The organism is Pseudomonas sp. AMR01 (assembly GCF_041946035.1).
GTDB classification, from domain to species: Bacteria; Pseudomonadota; Gammaproteobacteria; order Pseudomonadales; family Pseudomonadaceae; genus Aquipseudomonas; species Aquipseudomonas antarctica_B.
This window is the reverse complement of the sequence record NZ_JAUTYR010000028.1, coordinates 1-22,365: the sequence shown is the minus strand read 5'-3', so window position 1 is coordinate 22,365 and position 22,365 is coordinate 1. Positions and strand designations below refer to the sequence as shown.

Here is a 22,365-nt window from a genome sequence, read left to right as displayed (position 1 = left end):
CAAACCTGTCACCAAACGGTTACACGTGCCGTGGATCATCCGCAGGTTCCTGAGCAAACGGTCAGGAAGCCATGCGTCGCCTGTCAGACCAGCCCCGACGCAGCTGCCCCATACAACAGAGCAACGTCAGTAAGGGATCTACACGTGAACTACAACAATCTTTATGCCCTGCTTTTAGCATCGGGCCTGGGTGGTTTTGCGCCGCTGGTTTTGGCGGACGACGCTCAGGACGTGGGGTCGGTGAATATCGCCGGCAAACAAACCCTCGGCAATGGCCACATGATTCGCGAAGAAAGTGCCAAGGCGCGGTCGACGGTGACCAAGGAAGCCATGGACGAAATGTCGTCAACCGCCAACGCCATCGACAAGCTCAAATACACCCCCGGCATCAACGTTTCCAGCGATGACGCCAGCGGCACCAGTGGCACCAACTTCACCATGCGCGGCATGAGCTCCGACCAGGTCGGCGTGTCGGTCGATGGCGTGCCGATCAACGACTCGGGCAACTACAGCGTTTATTCAAACCAGCTGGGCGACCCGGAAAACCTCGCGGAAGTGTTCGCCACCCAAGGCTCTTCGGAAGCAGACGGCCCGCACATCGGCTCGAGTGGCGGCAACATCGGCATGATCACCGTACGGCCGACCAAGGAATCCGGGGTGTTCGCCAAGCAGATCGTGGGCGCCAATGACCTGCGCAAGAGCTTCGTGCGGGTCAATACCGGCGATTTTGGTGGCCTCAAGACCTGGGTCTCGGCCTCTCACCTGGAAGGTGATAAATGGCGCGGCAAAGGTACCCTGCGCAGCGACAAAGTCGAGTGGAGCAGCCTGTTTGAAGACGACAGCGGCAATTCCACACTGGCTACGGTGAAGTACAACAACCAGGAAAACTACAACTACAACAGCTTGAGCAAGGCGCAGTTCGAGAACGAAGGGCGGCGCAAGGACTACGCCGAGACACCGGTTTACAAGGCTGGTTTGTTGTCGGCGTCCTACAAGCTCAATCGCAACCCGTTCGAAAGCGTCAACGCCACGCTGACTCAGCGCTGGCGCCTGCAAGACAACCTGTCGCTGACCGTCACGCCGTATTACTACTGGGCCAACGGTGGCAGTTTCAGCGGCCAGACCGCTTCCAGTCTGGGGCCGACGTCTGACAAGGCTGGCAACTACACCCTGAGCAACCTGAAATCGGCCAACTACTATCGGCCTTCGTGGACCGAGACCTGGCGCCCTGGCTTCACCGCCAAAATGAAATGGGACATCAACGACGAGCACAGCCTGGATTACGGCTATTGGTATGAACGCGCGCGCCAGCGCCAAACCCAGCCCTTTATCGGCATCAATAGCGAAGGCGCTCCGGATGACGTGTGGGGCGACTACAACGCTGGCGGCCAGGTGGTCGACAAGAACGGCGCGACGGTGCAGGGGCGCCACTACTACACCGTCACCCCGTCACAAAAAATCTGGGTGCAGGACAGCTGGCAGGCCACGCCAGACTTGAGTTTTAACGGCGGCGTGGCGTACCAGTACGTTGAGCGTGACGGCAACAACCTGGGCAGCCTGTACGACAAGGCGGAAAAACGGAACACCCGTTACCATCAATTCCTGCCCAGCTTCAGCGCCAAATACCAGGTCGATGAGAGTAACCAGACGTTCTACAACGTCACCCGCAACATGCGTACGCCGCCGAACTACGTGCTGTACAACAAGGGCGATTCCGTCAGCCTCAGGTCGGAATTGAGCTGGAACCAGGAAGTCGGCTGGCGTTACACCGAAGTCGACCTGGCACTGAGCGCGACCCTGTTCTACATCAGCTTCAAGGACCGCCAGGTGTCGACCACAGACGCTGCCGGTGACTATATGGTGCTCAACGTTGGCAGTGTCGAAAACAAAGGCCTGGAATTGGAGTGGAGTGGGCTGCTGCCGCACAACTTCAATTATTACGCCTCGTACACCTACACCCAGTCTGAGCAGCAAGACAACGTGCTGAGCAAGAACGTGCTGTTGCCGACGTCGGGCAAGCAACTGGCCAACGTGCCGGAAAACATGTTCAACCTGGTGTTCGGGTATGACGACGCGCGCTTCTACGGCAACATTGCGGGCAAGTACGTGGGCAGTTTTTACGGCGATTTGACCAACGATGAAAAGATTTCCGGGCGCACGGTGTTTGACCTGAACGCGGGTATTTATTTGCCGGTAGACAAGAAGGTGGTCAAGTCGGCGGCACTGCGGTTTTCAATGCTTAACGTGTTCGACAAGCAATACCTGAGCTCGGCGCGCACCGTGGCGTTCAACTCGGCTCCGGTGGGTGGTTTGGCACCGAGCACGGCTTTTTACAACGTCGGTGAGGAGCGCACGGCGATGGTCTCGCTGGAAGCTAACTTCTAATGCCGCAGCAGGGCTGGCTTGTGTGGGAGCTGGCTCCCACACAAGCCAGCGCATATAGCTTCGGGGTTACTTCAACGCGGCCATGATTGCATCGGGGTTGTAGTCCCGAATCAACGTGCCGTTCACCTCCACAAACGGAATCCCGCCGCCGCCCAACGCCTCGTACGCCTTGCGCGCCTGGGCGTCTTTCTCGATATCCAGCGCCTGATACGGGATGCCCTTTTGGTCCAGAAAGCGCCGGATCTGCTTGCAGTAGCCACACCACTCGGTGGAATAGAGCGTAACGCGCGCCGAAGCGCGCACCTGTTCCGATACCACCTGTGACGGGTTGAACAGCCGCTCGATCTTGCCCCAGTTCTGGATGACTACCACCACCAGCAACACCAGCAGGACTTTCTTGAGGACCCCGCCGAGCATCAGTTACGGCGCTTGAGCTGGTCAGTGAGCTGGGTCGGCAGGCCCTTGATGATCAAGGTGCCAGCGGCTTCGTCATACTCGATCTTGTCGCCCAGCAGGTGCGCTTCAAAGCTGATGGACAAGCCTTCGGCGCGGCCGGTGAAGCGGCGGAACTGGTTGAGGGTGCGTTTGTCGGCCGGGATTTCCGGCGACAGGCCGTAGTCCTTGTTGCGGATGTGGTCGTAGAACGCCTTTGGCCGCTCTTCATCGATCAAACCCGAGAGTTCCTCCAGGCCCATCGGCTCGCCGAGCTTGGCCTGGCTGCTGGCGTAGTCCACCAGGGTTTTGGTTTTTTCGCGGGCCGATTCGTCCGGCAAGTCTTCGCTTTCAACAAAGTCGCTGAAGGCCTTGAGCAGGGTGCGGGTTTCGCCTGGGCCGTCGACGCCTTCCTGGCAGCCGATAAAGTCACGGAAGTACTCCGAGACCTTCTTGCCGTTTTTGCCTTTGATAAACGAGATGTACTGCTTGGACTGCTTGTTGTTCTGCCACTCGGAAATGTTGATGCGTGCGGCCAGGTGCAATTGGCCCAGGTCCAGGTGGCGCGACGCGGTTACGTCCAGCTCCTCGGTCACCGCCACGCCTTCGCTGTGGTGCAGCAGGGCGATGGCCAGGTAGTCGGTCATGCCTTGTTGGTAGTGGGCAAACAGCACGTGGCCGCCAACGGAGAGGTTGGACTCCTCCATCAGCTTTTGCAGGTGCTCAACGGCGGTGCGGCTGAAGGTGGTGAAATCCTGCCCACCGTCGAAATACTCTTTCAACCAGCCGCTGAACGGGTGCGCGCCGGACTCGGCATGGAAGAAACCCCAGGCCTTGCCTTGTTTGGCGTTATAGCTCTCGTTGAGGTCGGCAAGCATGTTCTCGATGGCCGCAGATTCGGAGAGTTCCGAGTCGCGGGCGTGGAGAACTGCGGGTGTGCCGTCGGGTTTTTTGTCGATCAGGTGGACGATGCAATGACGGATCGGCATAGGCTTCTCGGCTGGTTGAAGGGGAGCAGGTGGCCTCCCCGAAAAGTCGCCCAGTGTACCGCACCCGTTGGCCAAGACGCGCCTGCATGGGCGTTTTGGCCGACCTCCGACGACCTATATGCCTTTTTTTCACGGTTTAGAGCGATAAAGCTGACCAAATGGCTAGGTAGAGGCGGATATTTCCCCGTCTCTGTGCTAGTTTTGCCCCGTCTTACGCCAAGTCTCGGCGTTAAGCGTGCATTCAGCATCTGTCAGGTCGAACCAATCCCCGATTCAAGCATCTATAACCCCGATCTCCGTGGTTATAGCCGGGGGTGCCAGGCCATGACGGTCGGGCTCGATGGCTGACACTGCACTCTGCAATCCATATGAATTTGATAGGGAAGGAACACCACAATGGCTATTACTAAAGACCAACTGATCGCTGACCTGGCTGAAGCAGTAGACGCACCTAAGACCACCGTGCGCGCTCTGCTGGACCAACTGAGCCAGATCGTTGCTGATCAGCTGGAAAACGGCGGCGAAATCACTCTGCCAGGCGTTGGCAAACTGAAAGTGACCGAGCGTCCTGCCCGTACTGGCCGTAACCCTTCGACTGGCGCTGCCATCGAAATCGCTGCCAAGAAAGTTATCAAGCTGGTTGTGGCCAAAGGCCTGACCGACGCTGTTAACAAGTAAGACGCAGCAAAAAAACCGTGCCCCGGAGCGATCCGGGCACGGTTTTTTGTTGCCTGCGATTTGAACTGTGGCGAGGGAGCTTGCTCCCGCTGGACCGGGCTGGCGCTCCAGTGCGAAGCGCTCCCAAGATCGTGGGGCCGCTACGCAGCCCAGCGGGAGCAAGCTCCCTCGCCAGAAAAGCTCGCTCCAGATTAGTCGCGCACCCAGCGTTGGCGCCAAAGCTGCTGTTCGTTCTTGGTCTGGAACGTCCAGGCCACGAAGCGGCTTTGCTTTTGCCCCTGAGACATTTCCACCACCTGGCTTTCCAGCACGCCGGCTTTTCTCAGCGCAGTCTCGATCGCGGGCAAGTTCGACGCTTTGGAAACGAGGGTGCTGAACCACAACACCTTGTGAGCAAAATTCGCGCTCTCGGCGATCAACTGCGTCACAAAGCGCGCTTCGCCGCCTTCACACCACAGCTCGGCCGACTGGCCACCGAAGTTCAGCACCGGCAACTTGCGCTTGGGGTCGGCTCTGCCGAGGGCGCGCCACTTGCGTTCGCTGCCCTTGGTCGCCTCGTCCATGGACGCGTGAAACGGCGGGTTGCACATGGTCAGGTCAAAACGCTCACCCGGCTCCAGCAGGCCCAGCAGGATGTGCTTGGGGTTGGCTTGCAGGCGCAGCTGGATAACCTTGCTCAGGTCATTGGACTGCACGATGGCCTTGGCGGCTGCCACGGCGATAGGGTCGACCTCCGAGCCGAGGAAGTTCCAGCGGTATTCCATGTAGCCAATCAGCGGGTAGACGCAGTTGGCGCCCATGCCGATGTCCAGCACCTTGACGATCGAACCACGCGGGATCTTGCCGTCGTTGACGCTTGCCAGCAGGTCGGCGAGAAAGTGCACATAGTCGGCACGCCCCGGCACCGGTGGGCACAGGTAGTCTGCCGGAATGTCCCAGTGCTGAATGCCGTAGAACGCCTTCAGCAACGCGCGGTTGAACACCCGCACCGCATCCGGGCTGGCGAAGTCGATGCTTTCCTTGCCGTAAGGATTGAGGATCACAAACTTCGCCAGTTCAGGCGTGGTCTTGATCAGCGCCGGGAAGTCGTAACGGCCCGTGTGGCGGTTGCGCGGGTGCAGGGTGGCCTCTTTGCGAGGTGCCACAGGCTTGGCCGGGGTGGCCGTTTGAGGCTTCTTGCGCGGAGGTTTTGGCGTGCTGGGAGCAGTCATGTTGATTCTGGTGTTGGCTTAGAGTGGTGGGCATTGTCACACATCCTGAGCACAACTCGCTCAAATGTGGGAGCGGGCTTGTTGTGGCGAGGGAGCTTGCTCCCGCTGGAGTGCGCAGCGCTCCTGTTTTTAGGGCTGCTGCGCAGCCCAGCGGGAGCAAGCTCCCTCGCCACAAAAGTCCAGCTTCCACAGTAATTGGGTTTGCACAGGGGAGTGGTCGAGAGCAGTCCAAAAAAAAGAGGCCCGAAGGCCTCTTTTTTCTCACAGGTTCCACCTTACAGGCTGGAAATCCGCGCATGTTGCTCCGCCAGCTTGCCCAAAGCCTGTTCAGCCTCGGCCAGTTTGGCGCGTTCTTTCTCGATTACTTCCGCCGGCGCCTTGTCGACGAACGCCGCGTTGGACAGCTTGCCGCCCACTCGTTGCACTTCACCTTGCAGACGGGCAATTTCCTTGTCGAGACGGGCCAGTTCAGCGCCCTTGTCGATCAGGCCAGCCATCGGCACCAAGACTTCCATCTCGCCGACCAGTGCGGTCGCCGACAGCGGTGCTTCTTCGCCTGCTGCCAATACGGTGATGGATTCCAGCTTCGCCAGCTTCTTGAGCAGCGCATCGTTCTCGGTGAGACGACGCTGATCTTCAGCACTGGCGTTTTTCACAAACACCGCCAATGGCTTGCCTGGCCCGATGTTCATCTCGGCACGGATGTTACGCGTGCCCATCATCAGGGTTTTGAGCCATTCGATATCGTTTTCAGCGGCCTCATCAATGCGCGCTTCATTGGCCACCGGCCAAGGTTGCAGCATGATGGTCTTGCCTTCGATACCGGCCAGCGGCGCGAGGCGCTGCCAGATTTCTTCGGTGATAAACGGCATGAACGGGTGCGCCAGGCGCAGCGCCACTTCCAATACGCGCACCAGCGTGCGGCGGGTGCCACGCTGGCGTTCGATTGGCGAGTTTTCGTCCCACAGCACGGGCTTGGACAGTTCCAGGTACCAGTCGCAATACTGGTTCCAGATGAACTCGTACAAGGCTTGTGCGGCCAGGTCGAAACGGAACTGGTCGAGCTGGCGGGTCACTTCGGCTTCAGTGCGCTGCAGCTGCGAGATGATCCAGCGGTCGGCCAGGCTCAGCTCGTAAGCTTCGCCGTTCTGGCCGCAGTCCTCGCCCTTATCCAGCACGTAGCGCGCGGCGTTCCAGATCTTGTTGCAGAAGTTGCGATAGCCTTCGACGCGGCCCATGTCGAACTTGATGTCGCGACCGGTAGACGCCAGCGAGCAGAAGGTGAAACGCAGGGCGTCGGTGCCATAGCTGGCGATGCCGTCGGCGAACTCGTCGCGGGTCTGCTTCTCGATCTTCTTGGCCATTTTCGGCTGCATCATGCCCGAGGTGCGTTTCTGCACCAGCGCCTCAAGTTCGATGCCGTCGATGATGTCCAATGGGTCCAGTACGTTGCCCTTGGACTTGGACATCTTCTGACCCTGGCCATCACGCACCAGGCCGTGCACGTACACGGTCTTGAACGGCACTTGCGGGGTGCCGTCGTCGTTTTTCACCAGGTGCATGGTCAGCATGATCATCCGGGCGACCCAGAAGAAAATGATGTCGAAGCCGGTGACCAGCACGTCGGTCGGGTGGAATTTTTCGAGAAACTCGGTTTTTTCCGGCCAGCCCAGCGTGGAGAAGGTCCACAGCCCGGCGCTGAACCAGGTGTCAAGCACGTCGTTGTCCTGGTTCAAAACCAGGTCGGCCGGCAGGTTGTGCTTGGCACGCACTTCGGCTTCGTCGCGACCTACATAGACCTTGCCCGACTCGTCGTACCAGGCCGGAATGCGATGGCCCCACCACAGCTGACGGCTGATGCACCAGTCCTGGATGTCACGCATCCACGAGAAGTACATGTTTTCGTACTGCTTGGGCACGAACGCGATGCGGCCATCTTCCACGGCGGCAATCGCAGGCTCTGCCAAAGGCTTGGTCGAGACGTACCACTGGTCGGTCAGCCAAGGCTCGATGATGGTGCCGGAACGGTCGCCCTTCGGCACTTTCAGGCCGTGGTCGTCAACGCTCACCAGCAGGCCGGCGGCGTCGAAGGCGGCAACGATCTGCTTGCGCGCTTCAAAACGGTCAAGGCCGGCGAATTCAGCCGGAATCTTGCCGTCGATGCTCTCGTTCAGCGTGCCGTCCAGGTTGAACACCTGGCAGGCGGGCAGCACGGCGGCATTTTTGTCGAAGATGTTCAGCAGCGGCAGGTTGTGGCGCTTGCCGACTTCGTAGTCGTTGAAATCGTGAGCCGGGGTGATTTTCACGCAGCCGGTGCCGAATTCAGGGTCGCAGTAGTCATCCGCAATAATCGGGATGCGACGGCCGACCAAAGGCAGCTCGACGAATTTGCCGATCAATGCCTTGTAGCGTTCGTCTTCCGGGTTCACGGCCACGGCGGCATCGCCGAGCATGGTTTCCGGGCGGGTGGTAGCGACGATCAGGTAGTCGTTGCCTTCAGCGGTCTTGGCGCCGTCGGCCAGCGGGTACTTGAGGTTCCACAGGAAACCTTTCTCGTCGTGGTTTTCCACTTCAAGGTCGGAAATCGCCGTGTGCAACTTGGTGTCCCAATTGACCAGGCGCTTGCCGCGGTAGATCAGGCCGTCTTCGTGCAGGCGCACAAAGGCTTCTTTCACGGCTTCGGACAGGCCGTCGTCCATGGTGAAGCGCTCACGGCTCCAGTCGACGGACGAACCCAGGCGACGAATCTGACGGCTGATGTTGCCGCCGGACTGGTCTTTCCATTCCCAGATTTTCTCGAGGAATTTCTCCCGACCCAGGTCGTGACGACTCTGGCCGGTGGCTTCCAGTTGGCGTTCCACCAGCATCTGGGTGGCGATGCCGGCGTGGTCGGTGCCCGGTTGCCACAGGGTGTTGCGGCCCTGCATGCGGCGGAAACGGATCAACGCATCCATGATCGCATTGTTGAAGCCATGGCCCATGTGCAGGCTGCCAGTGACGTTCGGTGGCGGGATCATAATGGTGTACGAGTCGCCGGCACCTTGCGGGGCGAAATAATTCTCGGATTCCCAGGTCTGGTACCAGGAAGTTTCGATAGCGTGCGGCTGGTAGGTCTTATCCATGCGCGGCGGGACCCTAGTTGGCATTTATTCAGGAAAGCCGGCAAGTATAACGGGGGAGGGCGTGTGTGGCGAGGGAGCTGCTCCCGTTGGACCGGGCTGGCGCTCCAGTGCGCAGCGCTCCGAGGATTTTGGGGCCGCTTCGCATCCCAGCGGGAGCAAGCTCCCTCGCCACAACAAGCCCGCTCCCACAGGGGGAATGTATATGGCTCAGGATTGGTACTGGCTGAGCAGCCGCTCCATGCGCGCATCCAACCGACGCTTGATCTCGGTTTCGATATGCGGGGCAAAATCGTCGATCACGTCTTGCATGATCAATTGCGCGGCGGCGCGCAGTTCGTTGTCCAGGTGCAGCAGCAGGGCGTCAGGCGCTTTTTCAGCAGCAACCGGCGCGGCTTCTACAGCAGGGGCGACAGGCGCCGGCTTGCCACCGACCATGTCGAACAACAGCGGAATCTGTACCTCGCCGTCGACCGTGTCGGTCAGCATTGGCGGTTGCACGTCATCATCACCGAGCAACTGACGGATCGACTCGAGGTCGTCCAGCAGGTGGTCGTCTTTTTTTAGAGGGTTGGGAGTGTCCATCGTGTACTCAAAGTCGTTGTAGCCGGTGATCTTGCAGAGGATAGCCTTGTTCGCGGTAGAAACGGAAACTCTCCCGCGCGGCCTGACGAATTGCCGGGTCTTCCACTACCACTTCCGCCACACGGGCAAACGCCTTGGCGAAGGTCGGTACTTTCAGGTCCAGGTTAACCAGCAAGTCAGTGTGATCGCCGCAACTGTCGCCCACACCCAGCACTATCAGGCCTTCGGGTTCGGATTCTGCCGGGCCGTGGGGCACAAAACTTTCGCCCTTGAAGCGCCACAGGCGGGCGTCCAGCTCGTCGCGTTGGGCGGCATCGCTGCAATGCAGGTAAATGCGGTGGCCCATGCGCCAGGCTTTTTCGGTGAGTTTGCAGGCAAAGTCCAAGCGCGCGAGCGGGTCGGCGCTGGGCAATATATAGAAGTCGACTTGGGTCATTGCGGTTCCTGGAACCCGGAGCAGCGGTATAACAGCTGCCCCGGGGTCATCAGTTTCAGGCTTTGGCGCGGTCCAGCAGGTACTGGGTCAGCAGGGGCACCGGACGGCCAGTGGCGCCCTTGTCCTTGCCGCCGCTGGTCCAGGCGGTGCCAGCGATGTCCAGGTGTGCCCAGTTGAAGTTCTTGGCAAAACGCGACAGGAAGCAGGCCGCTGTGATGGTGCCGGCTTTCGGGCCGCCGATGTTGGCGATGTCGGCGAACGGGCTGTCCAGTTGTTCCTGATACTCGTCGAACAGCGGCAGTTGCCAGGCGCGGTCGTCAGCCGCCTTGCCGGCGCTGAGCAGTTGTTCGATCAGCTCGTCGTTGTTGCCCAGCAGGCCCGACGTATGGGCACCCAGGGCAACCACGCAGGCGCCGGTCAGGGTGGCGATGTCGATCACGGCTTGCGGCTTGAAGCGCTCGGCGTAGGTCAGGGCATCGCACAGCACCAGGCGGCCTTCGGCGTCGGTGTTGAGGATTTCAACGGTCTGGCCGCTGAGGGTGGTGACGATGTCGCCCGGACGGGTCGCGCCGCCGCTCGGCATGTTCTCGGCGCAGGCCAGGATGCACACCAGGTTGATCGGCAGCTTGAGTTCCAGCACGGCACGCAGGGTACCGAACACGCTGGCGGCGCCGCCCATGTCGTACTTCATCTCGTCCATGCCCAGGCCTGGCTTGAGGCTGATGCCGCCGGTGTCGAAGGTGATGCCTTTACCGACCAGGGCGTAAGGCTTGTCAGCCTTTTTGCCGCCGTTGTATTGCATCACGATCAGGCGTGGCGGCTGGTCGCTGCCCTGGCCCACGGCATAGAACGAGCCCATGCCCAGTTCCTTGATCTTCTTCTCGTCCAGCACTTCGACTTTCAGGCCCTTGAACTCTTTGCCCAGCGCCTTGGCTTGCTCGCCCAGGTACGTCGGGTGGCAGATGTTCGGTGGCAGGTTGCCCAGGTCGCGGGTGAACGACATGCCGTTGGCGATTGCCGTGGCGTGCGTCACAGCGCGTTCGACTTCAGCCTGTGCCGCCTTGATGGTCAGCAGGGTGATTTTCTTCAGGGCGCGGGGTTCGGCTTTGGTGCTCTTGAACTGGTCGAAGACATAACCGCCATCGACCAGGCTTTCTGCCAGCAGGCGAGTCTTGCCGTAGCTGTCACGGCCTTTTACGACGATTTCGTCCAGTGCCAGTGCCGCGTCGCCGCCGCCCAGGCCCTTGAGGGTGTTGAGGATGGCGCTGATGATCTTGCGGAACGGGCGGTCGCCCAGTTCGGCGTCTTTGCCCACGCCCACCAGCAATACGCGGTCGGCTTTGAGGTTGGGCAGGCTTTGCAGCAGCAGGCTCTGACCGACTTTGCCGGACAGGTCGCCGCGCTTGAGGATCGCGCTGATGGCGCCACCGCTCAGTTCATCCAGTTGCTTGGCAGCGACGCCGAGCTTGCGGCCTTCGCCGACGGCGACCACGAGGGTGGCGGTTTTCAACGTTTCGGGGCTAACGCTTTTTACAACCAATTCCATTTTCGGGTCCCTTATAAAGGTCTGTGAGCCAAGAGTCTGTACTCAGGCTTTAAAGCGAAGGCAGCTCTGTAAACCGCCCGCGACAAAGGCCGCAGTTTGAACCTCGCCAGCGGAGCCTGACAACCCTTGCCGCACGCTTTGTGCACGCGTATGAGCAAGCACCGTGACAGGCAGGGTCAATCACAGGATAATGCGCCATCTTTTTAGCCGGCCCGTGTAAACGGGTCGACTCGGTATGCTTGCTTGTTTGGCCGCCTTAGCCTGACAACCCTGGAGTGTCTGGTTTGATCGTCTTCCGTTATCTGTCCCGCGAAGTCCTGTTGACCCTGAGTGCCGTGAGTGCGGTATTGCTGGTCATCACCATGAGTGGTCGTTTCGTCAAATTCCTTGCTCAGGCAGCCTCGGGCGCCCTGGATCCGGGCTCGTTGTTCCTGATCATGGGCTTTCGCCTGCCGGGTTTCCTGCAGCTGATCCTGCCGCTTGGCCTGTTTCTCGGCATACTGCTGGCCTATGGCCGGTTGTACCTTGAAAGTGAAATGACCGTGCTGTCCGCTACCGGGATGAGCCAGCAGCGGTTGCTGGCCATGACCATGGTGCCAGCCACGGGCGTTGCGCTGGTGGTGGCCTGGTTGAGCATGAGCCTGGCGCCTCAGGGCGCCATGCAGTTTCAGCTGTTGCTGAACAAACAGGACGCGATGACCGAATTCGACACCCTTGAGCCGGGGCGCTTTCAAGCGCTGAACGACGGTACGCGGGTGACCTACACCGAAACCATGACGGATGATCGCGCCAACCTCGGCGGTGTGTTCATTTCCCAGAAAAACTTCGGGCAAAACCAGAAAGACCGTGGCATTTCGATTCTGGTGGCCGACAGCGGTCGCCAGGAAGTGCGCCCTGATGGCAGCCGCTACCTGATCCTGGAAAACGGCTATCGCTACGACGGCAGCCCGGGTCTGGCGGATTATCGGGCGATCAAGTACGACACCTATGGCGTAATGCTGGCCAAGCCCGAAATAAGTGAAGAGGTCACCGACCGCGACGCGCTGCCGACGGCCTCGTTGTTCGGCAGCCAGGAACTGCGCTCTATAGCCGAGCTGCAATGGCGTATTTCCCTGCCGTTGCTGGTGTTTATCGTGACCTTGATGGCAGTGCCGCTGTCACGCGTAAACCCGCGTCAGGGCCGCTTTCTCAAGCTGCTGCCGGCGATCCTGTTGTACATGGCCTACCTGACTATCCTGATTTCCGCCCGTGGCTCCCTGGAGAAAGGCAAGCTGTCGCCGACCCTGGGCCTGTGGTGGGTGCATGGCATTTTCCTGGCGATTGGCCTGGGGCTGCTCTATTGGGAACCTATCCGTTTGAAAATGAAGAGCCGTCGCGGCCAGAAGGAGTTGGCTCGTGGTTAAGCTCGATCGCTACATTGGCAGCAGCGTACTGGTCGCCATTCTGGCGGTACTGGGCATCATCCTCGGCCTGGCTTCGTTGTTCGCCTTCATTGATGAAGTGGGCAATGTCACCGACACCTACACGGTCACCAATGTTCTCAGTTTCGTTGCGCTGACCGCGCCACGTCGTCTTTACGACATGATGCCGATGGCCGCGCTGATCGGTTGCCTGATCGGCCTGGGCAGCCTGGCCAGCAGCAGCGAATTGACCATCATGCGGGCGGCGGGTGTCTCCATCGGCCGTATTGTCTGGGCCGTCATGAAGCCGATGCTGATGCTGATGGCCTGCAGCGTGCTGATCGGCGAATACGTGGCGCCGCCGGCCGAAGCCACTGCCCAGGCCAATCGCGCCCTGGCCCAGGGGTCGGGCGACGCACAAAGTGCCAAGCACGGCCTGTGGCACCGCCAGGGTGACGAGTTCATCCACATCAACGCCGTGCAACCGGGCGGCCTGTTGATCGGGGTAACGCGCTACACGTTCGACAAGGAGCGTCACATGTTGACCTCCAGCTTCGCCAAGCGCGCGCAGTACGCTGCCGAGAAGTGGGAACTGAGCGACGTCACCACTACCTACTTCCGCAATGTGGGCCAAGGCACCAAGGCTTACACCGAAGTGATCAATGTGCCGACCGAGGCATGGGATATCGCCCTGAAGCCGGAATTGCTCAATACCGTGGTGATGATCCCGGAAACCCTGCCGATCTCCGGGTTGTGGAGCTACATCCACTACCTCAAGGAGCAAGGCCTGAATAATGGCCGCTACTGGCTGGCGTTTTGGGTCAAGGTGTTGCAGCCGGTGGTGACCGCAGCACTGGTGTTGATGGCGATTTCGTTCATCTTCGGCCCGCTGCGCTCCGTGACCCTCGGCCAGCGTGTGTTTACCGGCGTACTGGTGGGCTTCACCTTCCGCATCGCCCAGGACTTGCTCGGCCCGTCGAGCCTTGTGTTCGGGTTCTCACCGCTGTTCGCGGTGCTGGTGCCTACCGCCATCTGCGGCGTGGCGGGCTTCTGGCTACTGCGCCGAGCCGGCTGATACTGCGCTTATAGACAAAAAATGCCCCGGTCGAGAGATCGGGGCATTTTTGTTCTGGTCAGCAAAGATGACGTCCGGCCTGAGCATCAGGTACAATTCCCGGCTATTTTTCAGCGGGCAATCTGCCTGCAGCCTTTTTGAGTGTTGATCCGTGAGTGATTTGAGTCATATCCGCAATTTCTCCATCATCGCCCACATTGACCATGGCAAGTCGACGCTGGCCGATCGATTTATCCAGATGTGCGGCGGCCTTGCCGAGCGTGAAATGGAAGCCCAGGTACTGGATTCCATGGACCTCGAGCGCGAGCGCGGCATCACCATCAAGGCCCACAGCGTTACCCTGTACTACACCGCAAAAGACGGTATCAAGTACCAGCTGAACTTCATTGACACCCCCGGCCACGTTGACTTCACCTACGAAGTCAGCCGCTCGCTGGCCGCGTGTGAAGGTGCGTTGCTGGTGGTGGACGCGGGGCAGGGCGTTGAAGCCCAGTCCGTTGCCAACTGCTACACCGCGATCGAGCAGGGCCTTGAGGTCATGCCGGTTCTGAACAAGATCGACTTGCCGCAGGCTGACCCGGACCGCGTCAAGGAAGAAATCGAAAAAATCATCGGCATTGACGCCACCGACGCCGTCGAGTGCAGCGCCAAGACTGGCCTGGGCGTTGATGAGGTGCTTGAGCGCCTGGTCAAAACCATCCCTGCCCCCACCGGTAACTACGAAGATCCGCTGCAAGCGTTGATCATCGACTCCTGGTTCGACAACTACCTGGGCGTTGTTTCCCTGGTACGTGTACGCCATGGCCGTGTGAAGAAGGGCGACAAGATCCTGGTCAAATCCACCGGCAAGATCCACCTGGTGGACAGCGTCGGTGTGTTCAACCCGAAACACACGGCAACCGTTGACCTGAAAGCCGGTGAAGTGGGCTTCATCATTGCCGGCATCAAGGACATTCACGGTGCACCGGTCGGTGACACCCTGACCTTGAGCTCCACCCCTGACGTCGACGTGCTGCCGGGCTTCAAACGCATCCAGCCGCAGGTCTACGCCGGCCTGTTTCCGGTCAGCTCCGACGACTTCGAAGATTTCCGCGAAGCCCTGCAAAAGCTGACCCTCAACGACTCGTCGTTGCAGTACACCCCGGAAAGCTCCGACGCCCTGGGCTTCGGCTTCCGTTGCGGCTTCCTCGGCATGCTGCACATGGAGATCATCCAGGAGCGCCTTGAGCGCGAATACGACCTGGACCTGATCACCACCGCGCCGACCGTTATTTTTGAACTGTTGCTGAAAACCGGTGAAACGATTTACGTCGATAACCCGTCCAAGCTTCCGGATCTGTCTTCCATCGAAGACATGCGCGAGCCAATCGTGCGGGCCAATATCCTGGTACCGCAAGAGCACTTGGGCAACGTAATTACCCTGTGTATCGAAAAGCGTGGCGTGCAGCACGACATGTTGTTCCTCGGTACCCAGGTGCAAGTGACCTACGATTTGCCGATGAACGAAGTGGTCCTGGACTTCTTCGACCGTCTCAAATCCACCAGTCGCGGCTATGCTTCGCTGGATTACCATTTCGATCGTTACCAATCGGCTAATCTGGTCAAACTGGATGTGCTGATCAACGGCGACAAGGTAGATGCACTTGCACTGATCGTGCACAAGGACAACGCGCACTACAAAGGTCGTCAGTTGACCGAAAAGATGAAAGAACTGATTCCGCGCCAGATGTTCGACGTCGCGATCCAGGCCGCCATTGGCGGGCAGATCATTGCACGGACCTCCGTCAAGGCACTCAGAAAGAACGTACTGGCCAAATGCTACGGCGGTGACGTAAGCCGTAAGCGCAAGCTGCTTGAGAAGCAAAAGGCCGGTAAAAAACGCATGAAGCAAGTGGGCAACGTGGAAATTCCACAAGAAGCCTTCCTTGCGGTGCTCAGGTTGGATAGTTAGGTCCTATGTCGCTAAATTTCCCGCTGTTGCTGGTTATCGCTGTCGCCGTTTGCGGCCTCCTGGCGTTGCTCGATCTGGTGTTCTTCGCCCCGCGTCGGCGGGCGGCTATCGCGTCCTATCAGGGCAGCGTCAGCCAGCCCGATGCGGTGGTAGTCGAGAAGCTGAACAAAGAGCCTTTGCTGGTTGAATACGGCAAATCGTTCTTCCCGGTGTTGTTCATCGTGCTGGTGCTGCGTTCGTTCCTGGTGGAGCCGTTTCAGATCCCTTCGGGCTCGATGAAACCTACTCTGGACGTGGGCGACTTCATCCTGGTGAACAAGTTTTCCTACGGGATTCGCCTGCCGGTGATCGACAAGAAAGTCATCCCGATCGGTGACCCGCAGCGCGGCGACGTGATGGTGTTCCGCTATCCGAGCGACCCGACCGTCAACTACATCAAGCGTGTAGTCGGCCTGCCGGGCGACGTGATTCGCTACACCAGCGACAAGCGTCTGTTCGTCAACGGTGAGTCGGTGGCCGAGAAACTGCTCGGTACCGAACCGAACACCCTGGGCAGCGCCGAGCTGTATCAGGAAAAACTCGGCACGGTCGAGCACCAGATCCGCAAGGAAATGAGCCGCTACCGTGCAATGCCTGATGGCGAATGGAAGGTGCCTGCCGGGCACTACTTCATGATGGGCGATAACCGCGACAACTCCAACGACAGCCGTTACTGGGATGATCCCAACATTCCCAAGGACCTGCTGGGCATGGTTCCCGACGAGAACATTGTCGGCAAGGCCTTTGCAGTTTGGATGAGTTGGCCGGAACCCAAACTCAGCCACCTGCCGAACTTCTCGCGGGTCGGGCTGATCAAGTAATACAGGCGGCGCTGTGAACACAGCGCCGAATGCTTTTCTGGGGTTGGGCAATCATTGGCCCGGCGCCTTGCTGTACCAATAGGATTTGAATTTGAACACTGCGTCAATCGTCGATGGCCGCCGGTGCCACCACACAGATATGGGTAAACCGTGAGCGTTTCTCTAAGCCGTCTCGAGCGCCAGCTCGGCTACACCTTCAAGGACCAGGAATTGATGGTCCTTGCCCTCACACACCGCAGCTTTGCAGGGCGTAACAACGAACGCCTGGAATTTCTCGGTGATGCCATCCTTAACTTCGCCGCCGGTGAGGCGCTCTTTGAGCGTTTCCCTCAAGCGCGCGAAGGCCAGCTGTCACGCCTGCGTGCGCGCCTTGTCAAAGGCGAGACCCTGGCCGTGCTGGCCCGCGGTTTCGGCTTGGGCGAGTACCTGCGGTTGGGTTCCGGTGAATTGAAAAGCGGTGGGTTTCGTCGCGAGTCGATCCTGGCCGATGCGCTGGAAGCATTGATCGGTGCGATCTACCTCGATGCAGGTATGGAGATGGCCAAGGAGCGCGTAGTCGCCTGGCTCGCTTCGGAGATCGAAAGCCTGACGCTGGTTGACACCAACAAAGATCCCAAGACCCGCCTGCAGGAGTACCTGCAGTCCCGTGGTTGCGAACTGCCACGTTACGAAGTGGTGGATATCCAGGGCGAGCCGCATTGCCGCGTGTTCTTCGTGGAATGTGAAATCACCTTATTGAACGAAAAAAGCCGAGGTCAGGGTGTGAGCCGTCGTATTGCCGAACAGGTAGCGGCCGCTGCAGCACTGATTGCCCTGGGCGTGGAGAATGGCCATGACTGATTCAACCGCAACACGCTGTGGCTATGTTGCCATCGTCGGCCGCCCGAACGTGGGCAAGTCCACGCTGCTGAACCACATCCTCGGCCAGAAGCTCGCGATCACCTCGCGCAAGCCGCAGACCACCCGTCACAACATGCTGGGCATCAAGACCGAAGGCACCGTGCAAGCGGTCTACGTCGACACTCCGGGCATGCACAAAGGCGGCGAGAAAGCCCTCAACCGTTACATGAACAAGACCGCTTCGGCGGCGTTGAAAGACGTCGACGTGGTGATCTTCGTGGTTGACCGCACCAAGTGGACCGACGAAGACCAGATGGTCCTCGAGCGCGTGCAGTACGTCACCGGCCCGTTGATCGTCGCGCTGAACAAGACCGACCGCATCGAAGACAAGGCCGAGCTGATGCCGCACCTGAGCTGGCTGCAGGAACAACTGCCAAACGCCCAGATCATGCCGATCTCGGCTCAGCACGGGCATAACCTTGAAGCCCTGGAACGCGTAATCGCCGGCCACCTGCCGGAGAACGAGCACTTCTTCCCGGAAGACCAGATCACCGACCGCAGCAGCCGCTTCCTCGCCGCCGAACTGGTGCGTGAGAAAATCATGCGCCAGATGGGTGCCGAGCTGCCGTACCAGATCACCGTCGAAATCGAAGAGTTCAAGCAGCAGGGCAAAACCCTGCATATCCACGCGCTGATCCTCGTCGAACGTGACGGCCAGAAGAAAATCATCATTGGCGACAAGGGCGAGCGCATCAAGCGCATTGGCACCGAAGCGCGCAAGGACATGGAAGTGCTGTTTGATTCCAAGATCATGCTCAACCTGTGGGTGAAGGTGAAGGGTGGCTGGTCTGATGATGAGCGCGCACTGCGCTCCTTGGGCTACGGCGACCTGTAAGCACACCGCAGGACAAAAATGTGGGAGGGGGGGTGGGGCCCGAAGGGGGGGGGGCGGGGTCGAATAAAAGGCGGTAAAACCCCCACCCGGGGCCAACCCCCCCCCCCAAAAATTGGGGGGGGGGCCGGCCCCCCGATGGGGGGGGTTCCGCTCAAAATCAGTTCCCGCACACCCCCCCAGGGGTACAACCCCCCCTCCCACATTCGGTTTATGTAGTTTTCAAAAATGCATTCCAGCAGTGAGAACCCATGTCCCAACCCACCAGCCAACTCGCCTACGTCCTGCACAGCCGCGCCTACCGCGAGACCAGCGCCCTGGTGGACTTCCTCACGCCTCAGGGCCGCCTGCGCGCAGTCTTGCGCAGTGCACGCGGCAAGGCCGGTACGCAGGCCCGGCCGTTCGTGGCGCTGGACGTGGAGTTTCGGGGCAAGGGCGAGCTGAAAAACGTCGGTCGTCTGGAAAGCGTGGGCATATCCCCCTGGCTGAACGGTGAGGCCCTGTTCAGTGGCCTTTACCTTAATGAACTGTTGATTCGCCTGCTGCCGGCCGAAGACCCTCACCCCGGCGTCTTCGATCACTACGCCGCCACCTTGCTTGCCCTGGCCGAAGGCCGCCCACTGGAGCCGCTGTTGCGTGCGTTCGAATGGCGCCTGCTCGACGACCTGGGCTACGGCTTTGAACTCACCAACGACCTGCACGGCGAACCCGTCGCCGCCGACGGCATGTACCGGCTGCAAGTCGACGCTGGCCTTGAGCGCGTGTACCTGCTGCAACCCGGCCTGTTCCAGGGCACTGAGCTTTTGGCCATGAGCGAAGCCGACTGGACGGCGCCTGGCGCCTTGTCTGCCGCCAAGCGCCTGATGCGCCAGGCACTCGCCGTGCACTTGGGCGGCCGGCCGCTGGTCAGTCGCGAGTTGTTTCGAAAGCCCTGACATCCCCGTGTATGCTGTGCATCGTTTCTTTCCCTTTTCAGGAGCGCTTCCGTGACCACCAGCAATCGCATTCTTCTTGGCGTCAACATCGACCACGTCGCTACCCTGCGCCAGGCCCGGGGCACCCGTTACCCGGACCCGGTCAAGGCTGCGCTGGACGCCGAAGAAGCAGGCGCTGACGGCATCACCGTGCACCTGCGCGAAGACCGCCGCCACATCCAGGAGCGCGACGTACTGGTGCTCAAGGACGTGCTGCAAACCCGCATGAACTTCGAGATGGGCGTCACTGAGGAAATGATGCAGTTCGCCGAGCGTATCCGCCCGGCGCACATCTGCCTGGTGCCGGAAACCCGCCAGGAACTGACCACCGAAGGCGGCCTCGACGTGGCCGGCCAGGAAGCGCGAATCAAGGCTGCGGTTGAGCGCCTGTCGCAGATCGGCAGCGAAGTCTCGCTGTTCATCGATGCTGATGAGCGCCAGATCGAAGCCTCGCGCCGCGTCGGCGCACCGGCAATTGAACTGCATACCGGCCGTTACGCCGATGCTACTACGCCGACTGAAGTCGCCGATGAGCTGCAACGCATCATTGACGGCGTGAGCTGCGGTCTCAAAGAAGGCCTGATCGTCAACGCCGGACACGGCTTGCACTACCACAACGTCGAAGCTGTGGCCGCGATCAAGGGCATCAACGAGCTGAATATCGGCCACGCGCTGGTGGCCCATGCGCTGTTCGTCGGTTTCAAAGGTGCCGTGGCCGAGATGAAGGCCTTGATCTTGGCCGCCGCCAAGCACTGAAAATCCAGTGTGGAGTGGGCTCGTGTGGGAGGGGGCTTGCTCCCGATGACGGTGTGTCAGCTATAGATGAGCTGACTGACACACTGCCATCGGGAGCAAGTCCCCTCCCACATTTGAACTCCGGTGAATTCAGTAATGCAGCACATGCGGCAATGCGAAGCCTTACTGTTTAGCCGACGCAGGTGTATCGTATCTGCCCTTTGCAGGCCCCTGGCCCGCCGCAGATACGTGAGGTTGTTGTGTCCCGATCCTTTTCCCGTCGACAAATCCTGAGTGGCCTTGCAGGCCTGGCCGTTGTGGGCGTCGGTGCCGGTGGCGCCTATCGCTACTGGCTGGGAAAAGTCGCCGAATCCGAGGCCGGGCACGATTACCAACTGATTGCCGCGCCGCTGGACGTCGAACTGGTGCCGGGCCACAAAACCGAAGCCTGGGCATTCGGCCCCTCCGCACCGGGCACCGAGCTGCGCGTGCGTCAGGGCGAGTGGTTGCGAGTGCGCTTCATCAACCACCTGCCAGTCGCTACCACCATCCACTGGCATGGCATCCGCCTGCCGCTGGAAATGGACGGCGTGCCTTACGTCTCGCAACTGCCGGTGCTGCCCGGTGAATATTTCGACTACAAATTCCGCGTGCCCGACGCCGGCAGCTACTGGTATCACCCCCATGTGAACAGCAGCGAAGAACTTGGCCGGGGCCTCGTCGGCCCGCTGATCATCGAAGAGCGCGAGCCCACCGGTTTCAAGCACGAACGCACCCTCAGCCTGAAAAGCTGGCACGTGGACGAGGAGGGCGCGTTCGTGGCCTTCAGCATCCCCCGTGAAGCGGCGCGTGGCGGTACGGCCGGGCGACTGTCGACGATCAATGGCGTGCCCCAGGCGGTGGTCGATTTACCGGCGGGGCAGATCACCCGCGTGCGCTTGCTCAACCTCGATAACACCCTGACTTATCGCATCAATATCCCCGACGTCGAAGCGCAGATCTACGCGCTGGACGGCAACCCCATCGAGCCGCGCCCGTTGGGCAAGGAATACTGGCTGGGCCCGGGCATGCGCATTTGCCTGGCAATCAAGGCGCCGCCTGCGGGTGAAGAACTGTCGATCCGCAACGGCCCGGTGCGCCTGGGAACCTTCCGCTCGGTGGCCAACAGCGACGCACCGAGCGAATGGCCGCCGGCGCTGCCCGCCAACCCGATTGCCGAACCGGACCTGGCCAATGCCGAGAAACTCAACTTCAATTTCGAATGGGTCGGCTCTGTGTCTGTCGATGACGGCAAGCCGCCGAGCCTGTGGCAGATCAACGGCAAGGCCTGGGACATCACCGACAAGACCTGCGCCGACCGCCCGATCGCCAGGCTGGAAAAGGGCAAGAGCTACATTTTCGAATTGAAAAACATGACCCAATACCAGCACCCGATTCACCTGCACGGCATGAGCTTCAAGGTGATCGCCTCGAACCGCCACAAGGTGATCCCGTATTTCACCGACACCTACCTGCTCGGCAAAAACGAACGCGCCCGCGTGGCGTTGGTGGCGGATAATCCGGGGGTGTGGATGTTCCATTGCCATGTGATCGACCACATGGAAACCGGCCTGATGGCCGCCATTGAGGTGGCGTGATGCGCCAGATTCGCCCCGCCGCGATTATTGATCGCAGCCGCGACCAGGATTTCATGCGCGAAGCCCTGGCCCTCGCCGCACAAGGCGCAGCCCTGGGTGAAGTGCCCGTGGGCGCGGTGCTGGTGCAGGACGGTGAAATCATCGGCCGTGGTTTCAATTGCCCTATCAGCGGCAACGACCCCAGCGCCCATGCCGAAATGGTCGCCATCCGCGCAGCGGCGCAGGCGATCAGCAACTATCGGCTGGTGGGCAGCACGCTGTATGTAACCCTGGAACCCTGCAGCATGTGCGCGGGCCTGATCGTGCATTCGCGGGTTGCGCGGGTGGTGTATGGCGCGTTGGAACCGAAGGCGGGGATCGTGCAAAGCCAGGGGCAGTTTTTTACCCAGGGCTTTTTGAATCATCGGGTGCTGTATGAAGGCGGGGTGTTGGCGCAGGAGTGTGGGGCTGTGCTCAGTGAGTTCTTCAAGGCCCGCAGAGCCAAGCCCCAGATTTAGCCAACACAGAGAATCAAATGTGGGAGGGGGGGGGGGGGGGCGCGGGGGGGGGGGGGGGGGCAAAAAAATTATTAAAAAAAACCCCCGGGGGGACCCCCCCCCCCCCCCCAGTGTGAACAAAAT

Annotated in this window: 19 protein-coding genes; 12 read left to right on the top strand and 7 right to left on the bottom strand. The window is 60.2% G+C overall.

The genetic code is table 11. The features are described 5' to 3' along the window. Nucleotides 1–144: 144 nt before the first annotated feature. Nucleotides 145–2,385: a TonB-dependent receptor gene (locus Q7C20_RS20570; RefSeq protein WP_375069839.1), complete on the top strand. Its 2,241-nt coding sequence runs from the start codon at nucleotides 145–147 to the stop codon at nucleotides 2,383–2,385. 66 nt (nucleotides 2,386–2,451) lie between these two features. Here the strand turns inward: Q7C20_RS20570 and Q7C20_RS20565 are convergent, their stop codons facing one another. Next, nucleotides 2,452–2,802: a glutaredoxin family protein gene (locus Q7C20_RS20565; protein WP_375069837.1), complete on the bottom strand. Its 351-nt coding sequence runs from the start codon at nucleotides 2,800–2,802 to the stop codon at nucleotides 2,452–2,454. Further along, nucleotides 2,802–3,806 (bottom strand): nucleoid-associated protein YejK, encoded by a 1,005-nt coding sequence (gene yejK / locus Q7C20_RS20560; RefSeq protein ID WP_348060401.1) that lies wholly within the window; start codon nucleotides 3,804–3,806, stop codon nucleotides 2,802–2,804. Before yejK ends, Q7C20_RS20565 begins: the two co-directional genes overlap by 1 nt. Nucleotides 3,807–4,202: 396 nt before the next feature. Here yejK and Q7C20_RS20555 point away from each other — a divergent pair, with 396 nt between their 5' ends. Continuing rightward, nucleotides 4,203–4,484 carry an HU family DNA-binding protein gene (locus Q7C20_RS20555; RefSeq protein WP_003212743.1) on the top strand — a complete coding sequence of 94 codons (282 nt, stop codon included), beginning with the start codon at nucleotides 4,203–4,205 and terminating at the stop codon, nucleotides 4,482–4,484. Between the two features lie 191 nt (nucleotides 4,485–4,675). Here Q7C20_RS20555 and rlmF read toward each other — a convergent pair whose 3' ends face one another. From rlmF to Q7C20_RS20530, 5 genes are all read right to left on the bottom strand, one after another. Further along, a complete protein-coding gene (rlmF, locus tag Q7C20_RS20550) occupies nucleotides 4,676–5,695 on the bottom strand; it encodes a 23S rRNA (adenine(1618)-N(6))-methyltransferase RlmF (protein ID WP_375069834.1) in 1,020 nt (339 codons plus the stop codon). 275 nt (nucleotides 5,696–5,970) lie between these two features. Beyond that, nucleotides 5,971–8,817 carry a valine--tRNA ligase gene (locus Q7C20_RS20545; protein WP_375069832.1) on the bottom strand — a complete coding sequence of 949 codons (2,847 nt, stop codon included), beginning with the start codon at nucleotides 8,815–8,817 and terminating at the stop codon, nucleotides 5,971–5,973. 207 nt (nucleotides 8,818–9,024) lie between these two features. Continuing rightward, nucleotides 9,025–9,399 (bottom strand): DNA polymerase III subunit chi, encoded by a 375-nt coding sequence (locus Q7C20_RS20540; protein WP_375069831.1) that lies wholly within the window; start codon nucleotides 9,397–9,399, stop codon nucleotides 9,025–9,027. Between the two features lie 7 nt (nucleotides 9,400–9,406). Continuing rightward, complete coding sequence (locus Q7C20_RS20535) at nucleotides 9,407–9,835, bottom strand: DNA polymerase III subunit chi (protein ID WP_348062550.1); 429 nt, start codon at nucleotides 9,833–9,835, stop codon at nucleotides 9,407–9,409. Between the two features lie 55 nt (nucleotides 9,836–9,890). Further along, a complete protein-coding gene (locus tag Q7C20_RS20530; protein ID WP_375069829.1) occupies nucleotides 9,891–11,381 on the bottom strand; it encodes a leucyl aminopeptidase in 1,491 nt (496 codons plus the stop codon). 284 nt (nucleotides 11,382–11,665) lie between these two features. Here Q7C20_RS20530 and lptF point away from each other — a divergent pair, with 284 nt between their 5' ends. From lptF to tadA, 10 genes are all read left to right on the top strand, one after another. Further along, on the top strand, nucleotides 11,666–12,784 hold the full coding sequence (gene lptF / locus Q7C20_RS20525; RefSeq protein ID WP_348062152.1) for an LPS export ABC transporter permease LptF: 1,119 nt from the start codon (nucleotides 11,666–11,668) through the stop codon (nucleotides 12,782–12,784). Then, nucleotides 12,777–13,856, top strand: coding sequence for an LPS export ABC transporter permease LptG (gene lptG, locus Q7C20_RS20520; RefSeq protein ID WP_375069827.1), 1,080 nt, complete (start codon nucleotides 12,777–12,779; stop codon nucleotides 13,854–13,856). The genes lptF and lptG overlap by 8 nt, the downstream gene beginning before the upstream one ends. A gap of 151 nt (nucleotides 13,857–14,007) precedes the next feature. Next, nucleotides 14,008–15,807, top strand: coding sequence for a translation elongation factor 4 (lepA, locus tag Q7C20_RS20515; RefSeq protein ID WP_049709830.1), 1,800 nt, complete (start codon nucleotides 14,008–14,010; stop codon nucleotides 15,805–15,807). Nucleotides 15,808–15,812: 5 nt separating this feature from the next. After that, a complete protein-coding gene (gene lepB, locus Q7C20_RS20510; protein ID WP_375069826.1) occupies nucleotides 15,813–16,667 on the top strand; it encodes a signal peptidase I in 855 nt (284 codons plus the stop codon). 150 nt (nucleotides 16,668–16,817) lie between these two features. Then, a complete protein-coding gene (gene rnc, locus Q7C20_RS20505; RefSeq protein WP_076951328.1) occupies nucleotides 16,818–17,507 on the top strand; it encodes a ribonuclease III in 690 nt (229 codons plus the stop codon). Next, nucleotides 17,500–18,402 (top strand): GTPase Era, encoded by a 903-nt coding sequence (gene era, locus Q7C20_RS20500; RefSeq protein ID WP_375069824.1) that lies wholly within the window; start codon nucleotides 17,500–17,502, stop codon nucleotides 18,400–18,402. The genes rnc and era overlap by 8 nt, the downstream gene beginning before the upstream one ends. 248 nt (nucleotides 18,403–18,650) lie before the next feature. Beyond that, nucleotides 18,651–19,334, top strand: coding sequence for a DNA repair protein RecO (gene recO / locus Q7C20_RS20495; RefSeq protein WP_375069822.1), 684 nt, complete (start codon nucleotides 18,651–18,653; stop codon nucleotides 19,332–19,334). 51 nt (nucleotides 19,335–19,385) lie between these two features. Continuing rightward, nucleotides 19,386–20,129, top strand: coding sequence for a pyridoxine 5'-phosphate synthase (gene pdxJ / locus Q7C20_RS20490; RefSeq protein ID WP_348060881.1), 744 nt, complete (start codon nucleotides 19,386–19,388; stop codon nucleotides 20,127–20,129). 239 nt (nucleotides 20,130–20,368) lie between these two features. After that, on the top strand, nucleotides 20,369–21,745 hold the full coding sequence (locus Q7C20_RS20485) for a multicopper oxidase family protein (protein WP_375069820.1): 1,377 nt from the start codon (nucleotides 20,369–20,371) through the stop codon (nucleotides 21,743–21,745). After that, complete coding sequence (tadA, locus tag Q7C20_RS20480; protein ID WP_348060877.1) at nucleotides 21,745–22,242, top strand: tRNA adenosine(34) deaminase TadA; 498 nt, start codon at nucleotides 21,745–21,747, stop codon at nucleotides 22,240–22,242. The genes Q7C20_RS20485 and tadA overlap by 1 nt, the downstream gene beginning before the upstream one ends. Nucleotides 22,243–22,365 lie beyond the last annotated feature (123 nt).

Excerpts from the sequence above, each read along its gene's own strand:
- recO (WP_375069822.1), top strand. The coding sequence starts at position 18,651 with ATGTCCCAACCCACCAGCCAACTCGCCTACGTCCTGCACAGCCGCGCC.
- era (WP_375069824.1), top strand. The coding sequence starts at position 17,500 with ATGACTGATTCAACCGCAACACGCTGTGGCTATGTTGCCATCGTCGGC.
- Q7C20_RS20555 (WP_003212743.1), top strand. The coding sequence starts at position 4,203 with ATGGCTATTACTAAAGACCAACTGATCGCTGACCTGGCTGAAGCAGTA.
- Q7C20_RS20530 (WP_375069829.1), bottom strand. The coding sequence starts at position 11,381 with ATGGAATTGGTTGTAAAAAGCGTTAGCCCCGAAACGTTGAAAACCGCC.
- Q7C20_RS20540 (WP_375069831.1), bottom strand. The coding sequence starts at position 9,399 with ATGGACACTCCCAACCCTCTAAAAAAAGACGACCACCTGCTGGACGAC.
- yejK (WP_348060401.1), bottom strand. The coding sequence starts at position 3,806 with ATGCCGATCCGTCATTGCATCGTCCACCTGATCGACAAAAAACCCGAC.
- Q7C20_RS20565 (WP_375069837.1), bottom strand. The coding sequence starts at position 2,802 with ATGCTCGGCGGGGTCCTCAAGAAAGTCCTGCTGGTGTTGCTGGTGGTG.
- tadA (WP_348060877.1), top strand. The coding sequence starts at position 21,745 with ATGCGCCAGATTCGCCCCGCCGCGATTATTGATCGCAGCCGCGACCAG.
- lepB (WP_375069826.1), top strand. The coding sequence starts at position 15,813 with ATGTCGCTAAATTTCCCGCTGTTGCTGGTTATCGCTGTCGCCGTTTGC.
- Q7C20_RS20545 (WP_375069832.1), bottom strand. The coding sequence starts at position 8,817 with ATGGATAAGACCTACCAGCCGCACGCTATCGAAACTTCCTGGTACCAG.
- rlmF (WP_375069834.1), bottom strand. The coding sequence starts at position 5,695 with ATGACTGCTCCCAGCACGCCAAAACCTCCGCGCAAGAAGCCTCAAACG.
- Q7C20_RS20535 (WP_348062550.1), bottom strand. The coding sequence starts at position 9,835 with ATGACCCAAGTCGACTTCTATATATTGCCCAGCGCCGACCCGCTCGCG.